General features: G+C 63.6%; 19 protein-coding genes and 1 pseudogene. 11 read left to right on the forward strand and 9 right to left on the reverse strand.

Translation table 11 applies throughout. The features are described 5' to 3' along the window. Positions 1-142 precede the first annotated feature (142 nt). Positions 143-610 (forward strand): NUDIX hydrolase, encoded by a 468-nt coding sequence (locus tag J4D28_RS25275; protein ID WP_009048460.1) that lies wholly within the window; start codon positions 143-145, stop codon positions 608-610. 384 nt (positions 611-994) lie between these two features. Then, positions 995-1,600 (forward strand): glutathione S-transferase, encoded by a 606-nt coding sequence (locus tag J4D28_RS25280; protein ID WP_103331706.1) that lies wholly within the window; start codon positions 995-997, stop codon positions 1,598-1,600. 177 nt (positions 1,601-1,777) lie between these two features. Here J4D28_RS25280 and hcnC read toward each other — a convergent pair whose 3' ends face one another. From hcnC to J4D28_RS25305, 5 genes are all read right to left on the reverse strand, one after another. After that, entirely contained in the window at positions 1,778-3,034 is a 1,257-nt protein-coding gene (gene hcnC, locus J4D28_RS25285) for a cyanide-forming glycine dehydrogenase subunit HcnC (protein WP_038579841.1), read from the reverse strand. Then, positions 3,027-4,436, reverse strand: coding sequence for a cyanide-forming glycine dehydrogenase subunit HcnB (gene hcnB, locus J4D28_RS25290; RefSeq protein WP_103331707.1), 1,410 nt, complete (start codon positions 4,434-4,436; stop codon positions 3,027-3,029). The genes hcnC and hcnB overlap by 8 nt, the downstream gene beginning before the upstream one ends. Further along, positions 4,433-4,750, reverse strand: coding sequence for a cyanide-forming glycine dehydrogenase subunit HcnA (gene hcnA / locus J4D28_RS25295; protein WP_009048456.1), 318 nt, complete (start codon positions 4,748-4,750; stop codon positions 4,433-4,435). Before hcnA ends, hcnB begins: the two co-directional genes overlap by 4 nt. Positions 4,751-4,955: 205 nt before the next feature. After that, positions 4,956-5,495: a hypothetical protein gene (locus J4D28_RS25300; RefSeq protein WP_038631749.1), complete on the reverse strand. Its 540-nt coding sequence runs from the start codon at positions 5,493-5,495 to the stop codon at positions 4,956-4,958. Positions 5,496-5,585: 90 nt separating this feature from the next. Continuing rightward, entirely contained in the window at positions 5,586-5,924 is a 339-nt protein-coding gene (locus tag J4D28_RS25305; RefSeq protein ID WP_103331708.1) for a hypothetical protein, read from the reverse strand. 184 nt (positions 5,925-6,108) lie between these two features. On the opposite strand from J4D28_RS25305, the gene J4D28_RS25310 reads away from it, so the two are divergent. Both J4D28_RS25310 and J4D28_RS25315 read left to right on the forward strand, forming a co-directional pair. Further along, positions 6,109-6,792, forward strand: coding sequence for a response regulator transcription factor (locus J4D28_RS25310; RefSeq protein ID WP_007930717.1), 684 nt, complete (start codon positions 6,109-6,111; stop codon positions 6,790-6,792). After that, entirely contained in the window at positions 6,770-8,164 is a 1,395-nt protein-coding gene (locus tag J4D28_RS25315) for a HAMP domain-containing sensor histidine kinase (RefSeq protein WP_009048453.1), read from the forward strand. The genes J4D28_RS25310 and J4D28_RS25315 overlap by 23 nt, the downstream gene beginning before the upstream one ends. A gap of 141 nt (positions 8,165-8,305) precedes the next feature. On the opposite strand, the gene J4D28_RS25320 is transcribed toward J4D28_RS25315, so the two are convergent. The 3 genes from J4D28_RS25320 to J4D28_RS25330 all read right to left on the reverse strand — a co-directional run bounded on the left by J4D28_RS25320 (position 8,306) and on the right by J4D28_RS25330 (position 10,466). Beyond that, positions 8,306-8,554 carry a DUF1652 domain-containing protein gene (locus tag J4D28_RS25320; RefSeq protein WP_009048452.1) on the reverse strand — a complete coding sequence of 83 codons (249 nt, stop codon included), beginning with the start codon at positions 8,552-8,554 and terminating at the stop codon, positions 8,306-8,308. A gap of 11 nt (positions 8,555-8,565) precedes the next feature. Continuing rightward, positions 8,566-8,817, reverse strand: coding sequence for a CsbD family protein (locus J4D28_RS25325; RefSeq protein ID WP_103331709.1), 252 nt, complete (start codon positions 8,815-8,817; stop codon positions 8,566-8,568). Between the two features lie 149 nt (positions 8,818-8,966). Beyond that, entirely contained in the window at positions 8,967-10,466 is a 1,500-nt protein-coding gene (locus tag J4D28_RS25330) for a PAS domain S-box protein (RefSeq protein WP_103331710.1), read from the reverse strand. Between the two features lie 191 nt (positions 10,467-10,657). Here J4D28_RS25330 and J4D28_RS25335 point away from each other — a divergent pair, with 191 nt between their 5' ends. After that, on the forward strand, positions 10,658-11,212 hold the full coding sequence (locus J4D28_RS25335) for a GNAT family N-acetyltransferase (protein WP_103331711.1): 555 nt from the start codon (positions 10,658-10,660) through the stop codon (positions 11,210-11,212). Between the two features lie 584 nt (positions 11,213-11,796). Here J4D28_RS25335 and J4D28_RS25340 read toward each other — a convergent pair. Next, positions 11,797-13,119, reverse strand: coding sequence for a sigma-54-dependent Fis family transcriptional regulator (locus J4D28_RS25340; RefSeq protein WP_103331712.1), 1,323 nt, complete (start codon positions 13,117-13,119; stop codon positions 11,797-11,799). 240 nt (positions 13,120-13,359) lie between these two features. On the opposite strand from J4D28_RS25340, the gene J4D28_RS25345 reads away from it, so the two are divergent. The 6 genes and pseudogenes from J4D28_RS25345 to J4D28_RS25370 all read left to right on the forward strand — a co-directional run bounded on the left by J4D28_RS25345 (position 13,360) and on the right by J4D28_RS25370 (position 19,551). Further along, on the forward strand, positions 13,360-14,244 hold the full coding sequence (locus tag J4D28_RS25345) for an MBL fold metallo-hydrolase (protein WP_016701766.1): 885 nt from the start codon (positions 13,360-13,362) through the stop codon (positions 14,242-14,244). A gap of 34 nt (positions 14,245-14,278) precedes the next feature. Beyond that, on the forward strand, positions 14,279-15,556 hold the full coding sequence (locus tag J4D28_RS25350) for an FAD/NAD(P)-binding oxidoreductase (RefSeq protein WP_103331713.1): 1,278 nt from the start codon (positions 14,279-14,281) through the stop codon (positions 15,554-15,556). After that, the gene (locus J4D28_RS25355; RefSeq protein ID WP_103331714.1) at positions 15,553-16,377 is read left to right on the forward strand and encodes a sulfite exporter TauE/SafE family protein; all 825 of its coding nucleotides are present in this window, start codon (positions 15,553-15,555) and stop codon (positions 16,375-16,377) included. Before J4D28_RS25350 ends, J4D28_RS25355 begins: the two co-directional genes overlap by 4 nt. A 206-nt stretch (positions 16,378-16,583) precedes the next feature. Next, entirely contained in the window at positions 16,584-18,161 is a 1,578-nt protein-coding gene (locus tag J4D28_RS25360; protein WP_103331715.1) for a DUF2235 domain-containing protein, read from the forward strand. Then, positions 18,161-18,814, forward strand: a complete 654-nt coding sequence (locus J4D28_RS25365) for a DUF2931 family protein (RefSeq protein WP_110177088.1) — start codon at positions 18,161-18,163, stop codon at positions 18,812-18,814. The genes J4D28_RS25360 and J4D28_RS25365 overlap by 1 nt, the downstream gene beginning before the upstream one ends. Before the next feature lie 75 nt (positions 18,815-18,889). Continuing rightward, positions 18,890-19,551: pseudogene (locus J4D28_RS25370) on the forward strand (DUF2931 family protein). Positions 19,552-19,594: the final 43 nt, after the last annotated feature.

The following is a 19,594-nucleotide window of genomic DNA, read 5'->3' on the forward strand; positions in this document are numbered from 1 at the left end:
CCTACGCTGGGTAACGGATGCTCCACAGCACACTCGTGCTTGCGCTGCTCAATCAAGTGCTGGTCATGGGCATCAGGACACGTCCCTCGTAGTGCCAGGGAAGTTTGAGGTTAAACGTTCAAACTCACGCAAGGAGCGCATCATGGTCGATAAAGCATACGCAATTCTTCTTCATTCCGAAGACGAGGATAATGGCTACCTCTACTTCCCCATTAAACGCGCCAATCTCGTGTATGGCGGCATGCCGCAGTTTTTCGGCGGAACCAAGAATGCGGGAGAAACCGATCACGACACTATCGCCCGAGAGATGAAAGAGGAAAGCGACGGTAAAATCACCTTGGGCAGCGGTGGGTTGACGTCAATCTACAAGTCCAGGGTTGGCAACAATAACTACAGCTTTTATGTAGCCGAGAACTACCAGGGCAAGAATTTCCTGGGCAGCCTGACCAACAGCGAGATGAGCAGTATCCAGCAGTTCTTCGTGCAAGTCGGGCTGCAGGACGATGTTGAGGACCTGCTGAAATCACTCAAGATTGTTCCGACTGCAGAGTTTACCGAGTCCGAAACCTATGAGGCCTTCAATCGGGCAATCGCCTGGAGCGAACAATAAACAAGCGGTTTGAAATGCACGGCGGTTTATTGAGCCGGCCAAACCGAAACAGTCGAACGGGCTCACTACTGTTTCGGGCACTTGAACCCGCAGTGCAATATCAGGCTGCGGGTTTTCAACCGTTATCAACGGTATATAGACAGAAGTACTTGGCGGGACTTGTACAACTCCGACGCTTATAACCGGCCTCATATTTTCAGATCGCTCGCGAACGTTGCGCCGACAGCCACCCGAGAACGTTCACCCTCGTCTTATTGCACCTGGAATAGCCGTCATCGGTGATTGACAGCAATCACCAGCCCCCGATAGCCAGCCCCGGACATTTGCCGCTAAATTAGCCGCTGCCCTCCCCCTGTCTCGTTGTTCCGCACAAGGAAATGCTCAATGAAACTGATCGGTATGCTCGATTCACCCTATGTTCGCCGTGTCGCCATTACCCTCAAGCGCCTGGATATCCCGTTCGAGCATGAGGCGTTGTCGGTGTTTCGCACCTTCGAGCAGTTCCAGCGCATCAACCCGGTGGTCAAGGCGCCGACCCTGATCTGCGACGACGGTACGGTGCTGATGGATTCGTGCCTGATCATCGACTACCTGGAAGCCCTGGCCGGCCGCAGCCTGTTGCCGGCGGCGCCCCAGGCGCGGGCCCATGACCTGCGGTTGATCGGCCTGGCGCTGGCGGCATGCGAGAAGTCGGTGCAGATCTACTACGAGTACCAGCTGCGCCCCGCGGAAAAACAGCACGAACCGTGGCTGGAGCGGGTTCGCGGGCAGCTGGCGGCGGCCTATGGCGAGCTGGAGAGAGAATTGGAGAAACGCCCGCTGGCCACCGACGGCAACATCGATCAGGCCGGCATCAGCCTGGCCGTGGCCTGGAGTTTTACCCAGCTGGTGGTGGCCGAGCACCTGGATGCTGCGCGGTTCCCAAGGGTCAAGGCGTTTGCGGAGTATGCGCAAGGGTTGGAGTTGTTTGTCAGTACACCGATGGTTTGAAGCCACGCGCGGTGTTTCAGCGACACCGCGTTATCGTTCACCTCCATCGCGGGCAAGCCTCGCTCCTACAGAAGAAGAACGTGTGCATCTGTAGGAGCGAGCGGGCGGCGATCCGACTTGCCCGCGAAAAGGCTCAAGGGCGACGCGGTGCCTCAGCAGCACCGCGTCAACCCCGCCTCAGGCCAGCGCCACCTGCAACGGCGCCACCGCCTGCAGACCGAAACGCTCGGCGAGGAACGGCGTGATATCCAGCGGCAACGCCTCCTCATTCACCAACCGATCCAGCAGCACCCCGGTGATCGCCGAGGTCAGGATGCCCGTGCGGAAGTGCCCGCAGGCATTGAGGTAACCCTCCACCCCGCACATCGGCCCGAGGATCGGCAGCTCATCCGGCGAGCCCGGGCGCAAGCCGGCCCAGCAACGCTTGAGGTTGACCTGTTCGAGCTGCGGCACACAGCGCACCGCGCCCTGCACCAGGCCCTGGATTTCCCGGTAGGTGGTGCTGATGTCGAAGCCTTTGTCCTCGGTGGTGCTGCCGATCAGGATCTCGCCGTTGTCCTTCTGCGCCATGTAGCAATCGCTGGTGGTCAGGCAACCGTTGAGCAGTTGCGGCATGCGCTCGGTGAGCAGGATCTGGCCCTTGACCGGCTTCACCGGAATGCTCGCGCCAGTAGCTTGCAGGCTCAGTTCGGCGGCCCAGGCGCCGGCGGCGTTGATCAGGGTGTCGCAATGGAACAGCCCCGCCTCCGCCGTCTGCACCCCGCTGATCCGGCTGCCCTGGTGCAGCACGCCGGTGACGTTGGTGTTGAAGTACATGTCCACGCCGTTCTGCCGCGCGCCTTCGGTGTAGGCGTCGGCCAGGCGGAACGGGTTGACCTGGTGGTCGCAGAGAAATTCCAGGGCCCCCTGGGCGTCATGGCTGACGTTCGGCTCCGCCTCGCGCAGCGCCGCCTGGTCGAGCCAGCGCACCTGATGGGCCAGGTGCGGGATGCAGGCCACGATGTGCTCGGCGTAGAGCCGGTCCTCGTCGTCGTAGATCACGAACTTCAGCCCGGTACGCTCGAACTTGAAGTCCATGCCATGGCGCTCGCGCAGCTCCTGGTGCAGCTGCGGGTACAGGCCGTTGGATTGCAGGGCGAAGTCGAAGAACGACTGCGGCAGGATATGCGGCGTGCTGGAGTCCACCAGCACCGCCGAACCCTGGGCCTGGCGCTTGTTACGGGCCGACATCATGCGAAAGAAGATCACCCCGCAGCCCAGCCCCACCGACTCGCCGATGGCCCACAGGCCGCCGGCCGAGGCACGGGTGGCATTGCCCGGGCGCTTGGCGTCGATCAACGCCACCCGCAGGTTCTTGCGCTTGGACAACTGGTACGCGCAGGAAGCGCCGATCACACCGCCGCCGGCGATGACCACGTCGTAGAACTTACTCATGATTCAAAGCGTCCTTGCTCGGTTGAGGGAAAGCGGAAAAGGGAATCGGGTCCAGGGGGAAACGCGGGCGCAGCCAGCCCACATCCTGGCGCCCGGTGGCCTGGCGCAAACGGTCGCTGCAATAACCCACGCACATGCGGCCCTGGCAGTCGCCCATGCTCACCCGGGTGCGCATCTTCAGGCTGGCCATGTCCTGCACGCCCTGCTCGAGGGCGCGGTCGATATCGCCACGGGTCGCGTGTTCGCAGCGGCAGATCAGGGTGTCGGCGGCCGGCAGTTCGATCTGCCCGGTGCCGCGTTCGGTGTAGCGGTCCACCGCCGCGCGGAAACGCGTGATGGAAGCCAGTTTGTTCTGGTACTTCTGGCGCCGCTCCAGGGCCGCCTCGTTGCTCAGCACATCGCGCTGCATCAGGATCGACAGCGCGGCGATGCGCCCGGTGAGCATCGCCGCCTCACCGCCGCGGATCCCGCCCATGTCGCCGGCCAAGTGAATGTGCGGCTCGCTGCTTTGCTGCCAGACATTGGCCGTGGCCCGCAGGTAGCCGTCGTGGCTGAAACCATGGTTGAGGCCCATCTGCTGGCTGAGCTGGGTACGCGGGATAAAACCGTAGCCCACCGCCAGGGTCTGCGCGGCGACCTGTTGCTGGCGGCTCAGGTCCGGTTCCCAGCGCGCCGAGTACGGCGCCACGCTGACGCTTTCCAGGCCGTCCGAGCCCTGGGCCTCGACCACGCCCCAGCCGTAATGCACAGGAATGCGGTGCAGCTTGAGGTAGGCGAGCATGCTCAGGCCATCGAGGAACAGTTGCGGCTTGTTCAGCAGCGCCAGGCTTTCCTTGGCGATCCGGCCAAAGGCGCAGGCCTCGTAGACCGCCGCCACCTTCGCGCCACTGGCGTGCAGCTGGCAGGCCACCAGCGGCAGCAGCGGCCCGGTGCCGGCGATCACCACCGGCCCGCGCGGTTTGACCACGCCACTCTTGATCTGCAACTGCAAGCCGCCCAGCAGCATCACCCCGGGCAAGGTCCAGCCGGGAAACGGCACGCTGCGCTCATGACAACCGGCGGCCAGCAGTAGCTGCGGATAGGCCACTTCCTGCAACTGCTCGTCGGCATCCAGCAGGATCAGGCTGCCCTTGCCTTCGGCCCCCACCACCCGGTGGTTGAGGCGCACGTCGATCATCTGTTCGCAATCGGAGAAAGCGCCGTGCAGTTTCGCCAGGGCTTCGCAATAACGCGGCCCCAGGTAGTCCAGCTGCACGCCGTCGCGCAGCGGCCCGCGGTAGACCACACCGCCCAGGCGCGAAGCTTCATCGATCAGGGTACTGCGCACCCCGTGCTCGGCCAGTTCGATGGCCGCGGCCATACCCGCCGGGCCGCCGCCGACGATCAGTGGATTCAGGCTCATAGCACCTCCTCCGCCGCGACGATACGGTTGACCTCGGTCTGCACCTGCATGCCCGGCCGCACCTGGGTCTGGCAGGCCCGGCGCTTGTGTCGGCCGTCGATCTGCACCAGGCAGCAATGGCACACGCCCATGCCGCAATAGGCGCCGGCCAGCTGGCCGTGGTCGTTGCGCGCCACCTGACGCAGCCCGAGGGACTGGATGACGCTGAGTACGGTTTCACCAATCGCCGCCGTCACCGGCTGGCCATTGAGGCTGATGGTCATATCCGCCTGTTGCAGCGGCTGGATATCGAAAGTTCGTTCGGTATGGCGCATCAGTAAATTCGTCCTTGAGTGAAGAGGAATGCCAGCGTCCTGCTGTGCATCACCCTGAACCTGGACTTCGACCCGGCTCAGGGTTGCGCGACGCCAGCTCCTCGGAGCTGAACACCAGGCCAATCTAGTAGGTTTGTCGAACAAGAACATTGATCTGGGCCAAGCAAAGCACAAGGCCCTGGAATGCGCCTCCCGCCGCCCTGCCCTAACTGGAAAACACGTAGCGACCCTTGACCTTGCGCGGCCCGATGAAAGCGAAATCCGGAAAGATCAGGCTGCGCACGTACATCGCGAAAAACACCACCCCCAAGGTCATGGCCGCGCCGATCAGGGTACCCAACGGGTCCTCGGCATAACCTTCGAACAATCGGGGGAATTGTGACAGGGTCAGAAGGGCATAGAGGCTGTAGGCGTTCACCGAAGGTTTATGGAAGCCCCAGGCGAACAGCAGCGGCACCACCCCGCCCAACAGTCCGAATACCCATGCAGCCTTCGGACCTATGACCGAGCCGAGGAAGAACCCGGCCACCGCGCCGACCACCGCCTGCAACAGCATCACCGCCAGCAGGATCTGGATCTTGCGCCGGTGCCGGGCATAGAGCTTGGGGTCGGAATAGCCGGCGATCCAGAACGCCAGCAGCCGCTCCTTGATACCGCTGCCGGCAAACGCGGCAAAGGTTTCGCCCCTGGAGCGCCCGGCCTCGAGGCTGGCGATGACCTGGCGTTTGGCTTGCTGTTTGTCCATCCGTGTTGCCCCCGATAGTGGCCCCCGGCGGCGCCGTGCCGGCAACGCTAGTAGAGGCGCCCGGGCCTGTCCAATAGGCATCTGCGGGCGTTATTTACGCTTGTAGCTCTTGTTGCCGCTCGGGGTCAGGCAATAGACCCCGCCCCGTGGCCCGGTGCAGAAACTGCCGCTGCCGCAGGGGCAACCGTCGCCGCCGCGCAACAGGGTTTGTGGACGCGCCGCCTGCCCCGAGTCGCCGTAGCGCGCGGCGCAGTTTTGCTTGGAACCGCTGATGGAGCCGTCGTTGCATAAAAACAACTCGCCGTCGCAACCGGCGATCCCGCCCTTCTTGCCCGAGCAGGGTTGATTGGCGGCGAACGCCGGGGCCGCCGCCAGCAGCAACAAGCCGACGCCCAGGGCTTTGAAGTCGAGGTAATGAGGTAGGTACATTGCGCAGCATCCATGCCAGCCGGTAATAGCTGGATGATATCAACGATTGCCGCACCCGGCCCGCCTGCTACCCTGCGTTCGCCAGGGCACTGGCGCGAAGATGAAAGATTTTTTAGAAAGCCCGCGGCGATTTCTTGGCAAAATGCAGGCCTGCGTCATGAAATCCCCAATCAGGTAAGCCCTTATGACCCGCATTCTGACCATCGAAGACGATGCCGTAACCGCCCGCGAAATCGTGGCGGAACTGAGCAGCCACGGGCTGGACGTGGATTGGGTCGACAACGGTCGCGAAGGCCTGGTGCGCGCCGTCAGCGGCGACTACGACCTGATCACCCTCGACCGCATGCTGCCCGAACTGGACGGCCTGGCGATCGTCACCACCCTGCGTACCATCGGCGTGTCGACGCCGATCCTGATGATCAGCGCCCTGTCCGACGTCGACGAGCGCGTGCGCGGCCTGCGTGCCGGTGGCGACGACTACCTGACCAAACCCTTCGCTTCCGACGAGATGGCGGCCCGGGTCGAGGTGCTGCTGCGGCGCAAGAGCACGGTGCAGGAATTCGAAACCAGCCTGCGGGTGGCCGACCTGGAGCTGAACCTGATCAGCCGCGAAGCGACCCGCGCCGACCAGCTGCTGAGCCTGTTGCCCACCGAATACAAGCTGCTGGAATTTTTGATGCGCAACACCGGCCAGATCCTCTCGCGGATGATGATTTTCGAGGAAGTCTGGGGTTATCACTTCGACCCGGGCACCAACCTGATCGACGTGCATATCGGCCGTCTGCGTAAAAAAATCGATCCGCCAGGCATGACCCCGCTGATCCGCACCGTGCGAGGCTCGGGTTATGTCATTGCTGAACCCCTCTAAGGGCTGGCGCTCCTCCAGCAGCCGCCTGCTGGCGCTCTACAGCTCGCTGTTCGTGGCCTGGAGCTGCATCCTCATGGGCGTCATGTACTACGAGGTGTCCGGCTACCTGGAAAGCCTCGCCAAGCACTCGCTGATGCAGCGCCAGCACCTGTTCGCGCGCTTCCAGGGCGAGCAGCTGGAAGAAGCCCTGACCACCAGCATGACCTTCGACATGCGCGCCATCGACGCCTACGGCCTGTTCGACGAGCGGCGTCACTACCTCAGCGGGCCGATCCGCGAGATCCCCGACGACCTGCCGCTGGACGGGCAGATCCACGAGCTCAAGAGCTGCATCGACTCCGACGACCCCAGCCTGCCCCGCGACAGTTGCGACGCGGTGGCCACCTACACCCGCGACGGCCGCTGGCTGATCCTGGTGCGCGACAACGGCTCGCTGTTCGCGGTGACGCGGATCATCCTCCACGCGCTGCTGTGGGGCGTGTCGCTGACCATCATCCCCGGCGCCGCCGGCTGGCATCTGCTCCGGCGCCGGCCGCTGCGGCGCATTCGCGGCATCCAGGCCAGCGCCGAGGCGATCGTCGCCGGCGACATGACCCACCGCCTGCCGCTGTCCAACCGCCGCGACGAGCTGGACATGCTGGCGGCCATCGTCAACGCCATGCTCGACCGCATCGAGCGGCTGATGAACGAGGTCAAGGGCGTGTGCGACAACATCGCCCACGACCTGCGCACCCCGCTGACCCGTCTGCGCGCGCAGCTGTACCGCATGCAGCAACAGGCGGTCGAGGGCACGCCGGAAGCCTTGCAGCTGGACCAGGTGCTGGCCGAGGCCGACCGGCTGATGGCGCGTTTTCGCGGCCTGCTGCGGATTTCCGAAATCGAGGATCACCAGCGCCGCTCGGGGTTTGTCGAGCTCGACCCGCTGCCGTTGCTGCGCGAGCTGTATGACTTTTACCTGCCGCTGGCCGAGGAAGGCCAGTTGACCCTGACCCTGGATGTGCCGGACAGGCTGCCGAGCCTGACCGGCGACCGCGCCCTGCTGTTCGAGGCCCTGGCCAATCTGTTGAGCAACTCGATCAAGTTCACCCCGCCGGGCGGCGAGGTGATTCTGCGTGGTATGGAGGATGGCGGCTGCACGCGCCTGGAAGTCCTCGACTCCGGCCCCGGCATTCCCGAGGCCGAACGCAAGGCGGTGTTCCAGCGCTTCTACCGGGTCGACGACAGCAACTCCCACGGCGGCTTTGGCCTGGGCCTGTCCATCGTCGCCGCCATCGTCAGCCTGCACGGCTTCAAGCTCGACGTCGGCAGCAGCGACAGCGGCGGCGCGCGCCTGAGCCTCGATTGCCGGCCGAGCTTGATCGCCAAGGACTGATACAGAGAAACACGTTCTTCTTCTGTAGGAGCGAGGCTTGCCCGCGAAAAATCCTCATGACAACGCGGTGTTTCAGACAACCCGCGTTATCGTTCACCACCATCGCGGGCAAGCCTCGCTCCTACAGAGGCGGCTCCCCGGTCAGGACAGGTGCACCAGGCTGATGGAGTTGCTGCGCAGCTCGTACAGCAGCTCCTCGATCATCGCCAGCACGTCCGCCTCTGTCGCGAGCGTGCGCGGGTCGATGCCGGTGACCACCAGGTCGACCCGGCCGCTTTCAGGCTCGAAGACCCGCAGGGTCAGTGTGGAATCGGAGCCGGTGCTGAAGGCACAGGCCAGGGGCGCGAACCCCTGTTCGATGTAGCGGCGCAACTGCGCCTGGGAAATCACCCAGGCCTCCTTCAGTGGCGACGCCACAACAGGCCGGCCAGCAGGCCGATCCCGGCGAGGATGGCGACACTGGCCAAGGGTTTGTTGCGGACAAAAGTGGAGACGCTATCCAGCGCATCGCCATAGGTTTCCTGCAACTGCCCGGCGGCCTGGCGGGCGGCGCCTTCCAGGCGCATCTGCTGGTCGTCCAGCAGTTCGCCTACTGCACCCTGGGCCTTGCCGGCCGCCGTGCCCATCGCACCTTTGATCTGTTCGCTACGCATCGTGCATTCCTTCAGCTGATGATTTTCGTGAGCGGCCCGTGTCCGCCACGGCACCGCACATCACCCAGCCTAAGAAACCCCGTGACGCCGCAGAAGCGTCATTTGTACTGGTGACACTGGTGCATTTGCACCGGTCAGCGCTGCACCTTTCAGCGCTGCGCCTTGCCGCGACGGTCGCCGCTGAACAGCCCGCGCTCGCGAGCCCAGACAATGGCCTCGGCGCGGCTGTGCACTGCCAGCTTGGAATACACCGTGGCCACGTGATTGCGCACCGTGCTGGGCGCCAGTTGCAGGCGCGCGGCGATCTCCTTGTCGGCCAGGCCCTCGCAGATCAGCCCCAGCACATCGCGCTCGCGGGCGGTCAGGTCGGTAAAGGACGCGCTGGGCTGCTCGGCCTGGTTGGCGCTGCGGACATTGGCCAGCTTTTCGATCAGGGTCTGGCTGAACCACGAGGCATCGCGCATCACCTCCTCGATCGCCGACACCAGCTCCAGCTCGGAGCGCTTGCGCTCGGTGATGTCCATCAGCACCAGCAGGTAGCTGGGCTTGTCCTGGATGTTCACGGTGTCGGCCGAGAGCACGCAGTCGAGCAGTTCGCCGCCCTTCTTCAGCACCCTGAGGTCGAGGTTGCGCACATCGGCGCTTTTCTCCAAGGCGCCGAACAGGCTGGCGCAGGCCTGCGGGCTGGCGATAAAACCGACTTCTTCCACGGTCTTGCCCAGCAGCTCTTCGGCGGCGTAACCGGTGCTGTCGAGAAAGGCCTCGTTGACGTCGACGATCTGCTGGCTGTCGGCGCCGCACACCAGGGTCGGCACCGGCGTCAGGCGGAACGCCTTGGCAAAACGCTCCTCGCTCTGGCGCAGGGCAACCTCGGCCTTGCGTCGTGGCTCCAGGTCCATGAAGGAAAACAGCATGCAGTCTTCTTCGTTGATATCCAGCGGCTGGCCGGCGACGATCACCAGCTTGCTGCCGCCTTCGGGCAAACGCAGCTCGGCCTGCATCTGCGGGATGGTCGCGCCCTGGTTCAGGCGCTCGATGGCCAGGTCCTTGCGCTCGGCGCCCTCCAGCACATCCACCTCGTACACCGAGCGGCCGATCACCTGGTCGCGGGCATAGCCGGTCATTTCCAGGAAGCCCTGGTTGACCTTGATGTAGCGCAGGTCGCTGAGGCGGCAGATCACCGCCGGCGCCGGGTTGGAATTGAAGGTCTTCTCGAAACGCTGCTCGGCGCTGGCCCACTCGGTGGCGTCGCTGAGGATCAGCACCAGGGACTCCACCTCGCCGGCACGGTCGGTGAGGATCATGCTGCGCACCCGATGCACCCAGGTGCGCGCCTCCTCGCCCTCGCCGCTGCGCACCTCCACCACCACATCGCTGAAGGTCTCCCCGGCGGCGACCCTATTGATGGGGTAGCTCTCCAGGGCCAGAGGGTGATTGTTGCGATAACGCAGAGCGAAACGCTCGGCGTACTGGCGGTCATCGGCGCCCAGCTCACTGATGTCTTCGACCCCGTGCATGGCCAGCGCCGCCTCGTTGGCCCAGACGATGCGCCGGTCCGCCTCGAGCAGGATGACCCCGTCGGACAGTCCGGAAATGATCTGCTGCAACTGGCGGCGATTGGTTTCGGTGGCGAGTAGATCCTGGCTCATGTCAGCTCCTGAAAGGCCCGGCGCTACGGGCAAGGCGGCGGATAAAGGGGGGCAGAAGCTACGACCACGGCGCATCGCCATCGTGCCCTGGAACCCATGCGCCAATGACAGCGGAGTACTGGAGCCTCAGCTGCGCAAAGGCTAAGCTGCCGCACCGGGTCCGATCCGCCAATGCCATCAAGGAGCGAAGCATGATCACCATCCGTGAAGCTGACAGCCGCGATATCGATGCCCTCCAAGCCATCGGATGCGCCACCTACCGCGAGCATTTCTCCTCGATCTGGAGCGCTGAAGGCATACAGCGGTTTCTCGACCAGGACTTCTCCCTCCGCAGCCTGCAAGACTCTCTTGCCGCCAAGAGCGAGCATCTGTGGCTGCTGGCCCTGGACGAGCAACAGCAACCCATAGGTTTCGCCAAACTCAACTGGGCACGGCCCACTCCGGGCAGCGGCATTCCCGGTGCCGAGTTGCAGAAGATCTATCTGCTCAAATCCCAGGCCGGCAAGGGGCACGGTCGCCGCTTGCTTGAGCATGTGCTGCAGCGCGCCACCGATGCGGGTGAACCCTGCCTGTGGCTGGACGTGCTCAAGAGCAACATTGGCGCCCAGCGCTTTTATGCCAGCGCCGGCCTGCGCCAGATAGGCGAGGTCCCCTTCAACACCGACCTGGAGCAAATAGGGATGTGGGTGATGGCCTGCGACCTGCCCGGCCACAACAGCCGATTGTCACCCCGCTCGCCCCTGTAGCCGCTGGCGCAGCCTGCGATAGACCCGAAGGGTCTCCGGCGCCAGCAAGATCGCCGCGAGCGTGCCGCTCGATCGCAGCCTGCGGCAGCGGCTACACAAGCATTGAGCAGGGCCGGAATATCGAGGGTGTCCCCGTTCCCTGTAGCCGCTGCCGAGCCCCGCGAGGCTGCGATAGACCCGCAGGGTCTCCAGCGCCCGCAAGATCCCCACGAGCGTGCCGCTCGATCGCAGCCTGCGGCAGCGGCTACATGCATTTGGCGGGACCGGAATATCGAGGGTGTCCCCGTTCCCTGTAGCCGCTGCCGAGCCCCGCGAGGCTGCGATAGACCCGAAGGGTCTCCGGCGTCGGCAAGATCGCCGCGAGCGTACCGCTCGATCGCAGCCTGCGGCAGCGGCTACACGCATGAGCGGGGCCGGAATATCGAGGGGATCACAGCATCCCTGTAGCCGCTGGCGAAGCCTGCGATAGACCCGAAGGGGCTCCGACGCCAGCAAGATCGCCGCGAGCGTGCCGCTCGATCGCAGCCTGCGGCAGCGGCTACACAAGCATTGAGCGGGGACGGGATATCAAGGGGTGAACAGGTTCAGGAAATGCCCAGGGCTTTCAGGCGTCGGTACAGGGTGCGTTCGCTCAGGCCCAGGGCCTTGGCCAGTTCGCTGCGCGAGCCTTCGAACACTTCCAGGGCGTGGGCCAGTTGCTCCAGGTCCTTGCCCGCGCGGCGCCGGCTCGGCTGGGTCGTGGCGGCGGCGCTGCCGGCGCGCAATTCCTCGGGCAGGTCCTCGACGCGGATCACCCCGTCGTCGCTGAACAAGCGCGCCCGTTCGAGGATATTGCGCAGCTCGCGGATATTGCCCGGGTAGGCATACAGGCCCAGGCGCTCCAGGGCCTGTGGCGCGACCCGCGGCACCGCGCCCGGCGCCAGGCGTTGCAGCAGGCTGTCGATCAGCAGCGGCAGGTCGTCGCTGCGCTCGCGCAGGGCCGGCAGGCGGATCGGGAAGGCGCTGATGCGGTAGTACAGGTCCTGGCGGAAGGTGCCGGCGGCGACCATTTCCTTGAGCGGCTTGTGGGTCGCCGAGACCAGGCGGAAGTCCGAATGCACGGTGCGCAGGCTGCCCACCGGACGAAAACTGCCGGACTCGATCAGCCGCAGCAGCTTGACCTGCATCGCCAGCGGCACTTCACCGATCTCGTCGAGAAACAGGGTGCCGCCATGGGCTGCTTCGGCCAGGCCGATCTTGCGTTGCAGGGCGCCGGTGAAGGCGCCCTTCTCATAGCCGAACAGTTCGCTCTCCAGCAGGGTCTCGGTCAGGCCGGTGCAATCGACCACCACCAGCGGCCCACCGGCGCGCGGACTGCCATCGTGCAGGGCGCGGGCGAACAGCTCCTTGCCGGTACCGGACTCGCCCTGCAACAGCACCGGGATCTGCGACGGCGCCGCCCGCTGCAGGGCGCTCAAGGCCTCGTTGAAGGCCGGCGAACGCCCCACCAGGCCCTTCTGCTGCGGTTGCACCGAAGCCACCGCCACCGAACTCAGGCGCTCGACATAGGCCACCACCTGCCCCGTATCGCCGAGGATCGGCCGCAGCTCGACGTCCACATGCTCCGGCCCGCGTGGGGTGTGATGGACATGCAGCAGGCGCTCCGGCAGGCGGGTCTCGAAGGCTTTGCGCATCGGGCAATGTTCGCCGGCCTGGTCGCACGGCACCGCGAACTGATGGGACACCCGGTAGCACTTGGCGCCGACATGGGGTTTGCCCTCGACGCCGAACTGGCGCTGGTAGGCGGTGTTGGCCGCGAGGATGTTGTAGTCGGTGTCTAACAGGATCGTCGGCTGAGCGTCATGTTCCAGATAGGACATCAGGGCTAACATTTCAGCACTGGCAAGGGCATGGGTGGACTGGGGCATGGCAACTCCTGGGCGTTGCGCGGCAGCTTAAACCATGGACCCGGCTTCTGCCATTTTCTGCCAGAAACTGCCAATCGACTGCCACCTACAATTGACAGTGACAGCCAGAACGCCCGCCCCAGGCCTTTGAATTCAATGAATGGGCGGTAAAAGCAGTGCACGCCGGTTGGCACGCTTATTGACAGTCCAAGGGACGACTGCCCGCCTTGGCCGGCGTCACCCTATTGTTCGGAGAGCCCAATGATCATCGGCGCATCGCTGTGCGTAGAAGCCTTTTTCGACCACCAGACATGGACCATCAGCTATCTGGTGATGGACCTCGACACCCGGCGCTGCGCGCTGATCGACAGCGTGCTGGACTACGACCCCAAGTCCGGCCGCACCCGCACCGAGTCCGCCGACAAACTGATTGCCCGGGTGCGCGAACTGGACGCCCAGGTCGACTGGATCCTCGAGACCCACGTGCACGCCGATCACCTGTCCGCCGCGGCCTACCTCAAGGCGCAGCTCGGCGCGCGGGTGGCGATCGGCAACCAGATCACCGTGGTGCAACAGGTGTTCGGCAAGTTGTTCAATGAAGGCCAGGGTTTTGCCCGCGACGGCAGCCAGTTCGACGTGCTGCTCGAAGACGACAGCCGCTTTGCCATCGGCAACCTCCAGGCCCGCGCCCTGCATACCCCCGGCCATACCCCGGCGTGCATGACCTACCTGGTACAGGTCGGAGAAGAGACCGTGGCCTTTGTCGGCGACACCCTGTTCATGCCCGACTACGGCACCGCCCGCTGCGACTTCCCCGGCGCCGACGCGCGCACCCTGTACCGCTCCATCGGCAAGATCCTCGCCCTGCCACCGCAGACCCGGCTGTTCATGTGCCACGACTACCTGCCCAACGGCCGCGAGCTGCAATACATGACCACGGTCGCCGAACAGCGCGCCAACAATATCCATATCCATGAAGGGATCGATGAGGACGCCTTTGTGCGCATGCGCGAAGCCCGCGACGCCACCCTGGAAATGCCGGTGCTGATCCTGCCCTCGGTGCAGGTCAACATGCGCAGCGGCCAGTTCCCCGAGCCCGACGACAACGGCGTGAGCTACCTGAAGATCCCGCTGAACGCCCTTTAAAACCTATAACGCCACTCCACCAGGAGACGCTGCCATGCGCCCGATTTCCCCCATCCAACGAGCCGTCAACGGCAGCCACCAGGTGCTGATCGTCGGCGGCGGCGCGGCTGGCATTGCCACCGCGTCCAGCCTGATCAGCCGCGAACCGCACCTGGACGTCGCCATTATCGACCCGGCCGACACCCACTATTACCAGCCCGGCTGGACCCTGGTCGGCGCCGGGGTGTTCCGCGCCGAAGACACCGCCCGCAGCATGGCCTCGCTGATCCCCAAGGGAGTGACCTGGATTCAGGCCGCGGTGAGCAGCTTCGAGCCGGAGCACAATGCCCTGGTACTCAACGACGGTCGCGTGCTGGGTTATGACCAGTTGGTGGTCTGCCCGGGCCTCAAGCTCGACTGGAACGCCATCGACGGCCTGAGCGAAACCCTGGGCAAGAATGGCGTGACCTCCAACTACCGCTACGACCTCGCGCCCTACACCTGGCAACTGGCGCAGAACCTCAAGCAGGGCCAGGCGCTGTTCAGCCAGCCGCCGATGCCGATCAAATGCGCCGGCGCGCCACAGAAGGCCATGTACCTGTCCTGCGATCACTGGCTGCGCAGCGGCCGGCTGGGGCAGATCAACACCCGTTTCCTGAATGCCGGCGGCGTGCTGTTCGGCGTGCCGGACTACGTACCGGCGCTGATGGAGTACGTGAAGAAATACGACATCGCCCTGGATTTCGGCCACAACCTGGTGGCGGTGGACGGCCCCGGCAAACGGGCAACCTTCGTGCGCAACAACGCCGAGGGCCAGCAAGAACGCATCGAGCTGCCTTTCGACATGCTGCACGTGGTACCGCCGCAGACCGCCCCGGACTTTATCCGCAACAGCCCGCTGGCCGACGCCGCCGGCTGGATCGACGTCGACCCGCACAGCCTGCGGCACAAGCGCTACAGCAACATCCATGGCCTCGGCGACGGGACCAATACCAGCAACGCGAAAACCGCCGCGGCGGCGCGCAAGCAGGCGCCGGTGGTGGCCACCAACGTGCTGGTGAACCTCAAGCGCCTGCCGACCCGGGCGCAGTACGACGGTTACGGCTCCTGCCCGCTGACCGTGGAGCGCGGCAAGATCGTCCTCGCCGAATTCACCTACGGCGGCAAGGTCGCGCCGAGCTTTCCGGCCTGGCTGCTGGACGGGCGTCAGCCGACCCGCCGCGCCTGGTGGTTGAAGGAGCGCATCCTGCCGCCGCTGTACTGGCGCGGCATGCTCAAGGGCCATGAGTGGCTGGCGCGGCCCAGCCTGGTGACGGACCTGCCGGAATCATGAGTGAGTACAGCTTGTTGGGCGCCGGGCTCGGCGCGCTGATCGGGGCGATCCTGGCATTGACCGGGGCCGGCGGTGGGATTCTCGCGGTGCCACTGCTGGTGTTCGGCCTCGGCCTGAGCATGGTTGAGGCCGCGCCCATCGGCCTGCTCGCGGTGGGCCTGGCGGCCGCCGTGGGCGCGGTGCTGGGGCTGCGCGAAGGCATCGTGCGTTACCGCGCCGCCGGCTTCGTCGCCGCCATCGGCATCCTTATGGCGCCCCTGGGTTTGTGGCTGGCCCACCGCCTGCCGAACCTGCCGCTGGCCCTGCTGTTTTCCGCGGTGCTGCTGTACGCCTGCGGACGCATCCTGCTCAAGGCCACCCGCGAACTGCGCCACGGCCAACCCGCGCCCCGCGCCGAGTTCCGCCCCTGCGTGCTCAACCCGCTGCAAGGCCGGCTACGCTGGACCCTGCCCTGCGCTCGCGCCCTGACCTTCACCGGCATGCTCTCCGGGCTGCTCTCAGGGTTGCTCGGGGTCGGCGGCGGCTTCGTGATCATCCCGGCGCTGACCCGCTACACCAACCTGGACAGCAAAAGCATCGTCGCCACCTCCCTGGCGGTGATCGCCCTGGTGTCCACCGGCAGCGTGATCACCGCCAGCCTCAGCGGCGTGATGCACTGGGCGGTGGGCGCGCCCTTCGCCGGCGGCGCGGTGCTGGGGCTGATTGCCGGCCGTCAGGTCGCCCGTTACCTGGCGGGGCCGCGGCTGCAGCAGTTGTTTGCCTTGGTGGGGATGCTGGCGGCGGTGATGCTCAGCCTCGGAGCACTCGGCGCCTGGCGTTGAACCCGCAATCGCGAGCAAACGCTCTTCTGTAGGAGCGAAGCTTGCTCGCGATAGCGCCCGCCCAGGCAACAAAAACATCCCGGCAATCAATCGCCCCTACAACCAAATCAGCACCTGCCCAGCCTCTTGCAGATTCCTCCTAAATCCTTGCCCCGCCATTCCCGGTACGGTTTCCAGCGCCCTTTTCGCCTGAACCAGGACCACCCATGGCCAGCAACGGACCCGGGCCAATGCCCAACCTTCTACGGCCCGCCAACCCCAACCAGCGCCCCGCGGAACGCGCCGCCGAGACCGAACAGCCCAGCTACGGCGAACAGCTCTGGGCCCAATATGAGAAATACGCCAAGGAACCTGCGCCACCGCCTGAAAAGGTCCAGGTGGCGCTGCGCATCGGTGTGTTCTTCGACGGTACCGGAAACAACGCCAGCAACTCGGCCATGGGCCAGATTTGCGGGGCGCAGCACGCCATTGAAGCCAAGGGTATCGATGGCAGTTGCAAGCCGTATATGAGGGATCCGGAGAGCAGTTATGGGAATGATGTGAGCAATGTTAAGCGGTTGAGTGATTTGTACTTCTCCAACCAGAAAGCTGAGGGAGAGGACCTGAAAAAGTACGCCTTTCTCTCAATTTATATCGAAGGTATAGGAACGCGGACTGGCGAGAAGGACAGCCTTATTACCTCGGGTACAGGACGTGGCGATACGGGAATATCAGGGTGTGTGCAGAAGGCCTTCCGCGCAATCAAGGAACGTATCGATGACATTCACAAGGAGAACCCCGAGGGTGAGATCACTTCGTTGATCTTCGATACTTTCGGCTTCAGCCGAGGCGCCGCAGCAGCCCGGCACTTTGCCAATGAAGTCGTACGCTGGCTGGGGCCGCTTGAACTGATTCTGCACGACCACTCCAAAGCCTTTAGTCGCCACTTCAACCGACAGTACGGCAACGACGTAGACATGGGTTTTATCGGCCTGTTTGACACAGTGCCGTCGGTTGCTGGCGTGAGTAATCTGGGTAACGTACGCAGCGCTATTGCCCCGGGTATCAAGCTGCACCTCGACCGTCGCTACTTTCGCTCGGTGGTCCAATTGGTCGCCCGCGACGAGTACCGCGCCAACTTTGCCCTGAGCCGGGTCAAACCCGACCATGTGGAAATCACCCTGCCCGGCGCGCATTCGGATATCGGCGGCGGTTATCTGGATGAGGTGCAGGAGTGTGTGTTGGTCAGTCCGATGCAGGCGCTGGAGGTGCCATTCAATACTGATGTGACCCAAACCTCGATTTACCGAGACGCGGTACAGGCAAAATCGCGCTGGCTGGCCAAGGGCTGGCCTGCACAATGGCTGGAGATCGTCACACCGGAGCCAATGGTTCTACCGCAAGATCCACAGGACCGTCTCGGCTTACGACAAAAACGAGTGTATGTGGGCTTGCAGCTCAAGCGCCCGATGAGCAACAGACTATCGAGGGTGTATCTCCGTGTGATGTATGAGTTGGCCAAGGAGAACGACGTACGCTTCAACACCATCGACAAACAAGACCCGGACTACGCCATCCCGCAAGAGCTGCAAGCCCTTTGTGACAGATTTGTCGCCGGTGACTACAGTACGACTCCAGCCGAGGAGACCATGCTCAAGCTGCGTTATATCCATCTCTCGGCCCACTGGAACCACCCGCTTGGCAAACAGGATGGCGGCAGCCTTAAAGTCGTCTACATCAACGCCCCCACGGCAGATGCCGTGCGTGTGCAACACCCTCACGTACCTGACTGGACGCTTTGGTAATGAGAGTATTCATCGCCCTGCTGGGCGCACTGCTGTTGACTGGCTGTCAGGCCAGCGACCCCCTATCCGGAAAAAACGACCCTAAAGATCCCTGGTGGGAGATGGGATTCACCCAGCCGTACTACATGAAAGTCTGGGTCGAGGACACTGCCGTTGAAGACATCAACGGGCAACTCTTCAAGCATACCGGGCGCGGTTCTGCTGCAGATGGTGATCCCGGCTTAAAGAAGGAATGGGCCCGGGGCTGGAGCGGAGTTGGAGGCAATGGCAAGTCGGTAGTGGGGGCCGACCTTCCTAAACGCATCTTCGTACGCTGGCAATCGGTCGTAGAACCACAGACTTATCGGGCCTGGGTGGATATTCCAGAAGAAGCCCGAAAAATCATGTTTACCTCGACTCACAGACGCTGCCCGGAAACTCCACACCAGACCGCTCGCTACATGGCATCGGTCTATTTAGGTCTGGCTCCAGGCGGTATCGTGCAAATTTGGGTGCGTGATGAATGCCGCAACACGATCAAGGTCGCTCGTGCGCAAGCTGAAATTGAACCGCTGGGACCGCACCTCGGTAAATCAAACGGGCACTATTACCCCCTGTCCGAGAACTCCAAACGCTACATAGAGAAATATGGCATTCCCTATGGCAGTTGGTAGACAGAACTCTTCTGATATCGAAGCGCGTTGCTAAATGACTACGTCCCCTCACGTACCTGACTGGACGCTTTGGTAATGAGAGTATTCATCGCCTGCTAGGCGCACTGCTGTTGACTGGCTGTCTGGCTAGCGACCCGCTATCTGGGAAAAACGACCCCAAGGCACCTTGGTGGCAGCTTGGCTTCAGCGAGCCGTTCTATATGAAAGTTTGGGTCGAAGACAGCGCTGTTGAAGATATCAACGGCAAACTATTTCTTCACACTGGTGGCGGCTCCGCTGCGGGTGGTGATATGGGGTACGACAAAGAGTGGGCCAGAGGATGGGGAGGGAGGGGAGTTGGAGGTAGCGGTAAGTCGGTGGTTGGCGCTGACCTACCAAAGCGCATTTTCGTACGCTGGCAATCCATAGTAGAGCCACAGACTTATCGCACCTGGGTCGATATCCCGGAAGAAGCCCGAAAAATCATGTGGACCTCGACTAACCGGCGCTGCCCGGAGACACCGCATCAGGCCGCCCGCTATATGGCATCGGTCTATTTAGGTCTGGCCCCCGGCGGCATCGTACAAGTCTGGGTCAGAGATGAATGCCGTCATCCGGTCAAAGTCGCCCGGACCCAGGCCGAAGTTGAGCCATTAGGGCCGGACCAAGGAAAAAACAATGGGCGTTACGCCTACAAGGTCAGCGAGAAGTCCAAACGCTATATAGAGAAATACGGCATCCCCTATGGCAGTTGGTAGGCAGAGCTCTCCTTTATTACGTGAACACCCTATATCTACTCGG

Origin of the sequence: Pseudomonas sp. GW531-T4 (assembly GCF_017349615.1) — a bacterium.
GTDB classification, from domain to species: Bacteria; Pseudomonadota; Gammaproteobacteria; order Pseudomonadales; family Pseudomonadaceae; genus Aquipseudomonas; species Aquipseudomonas chlororaphis_I.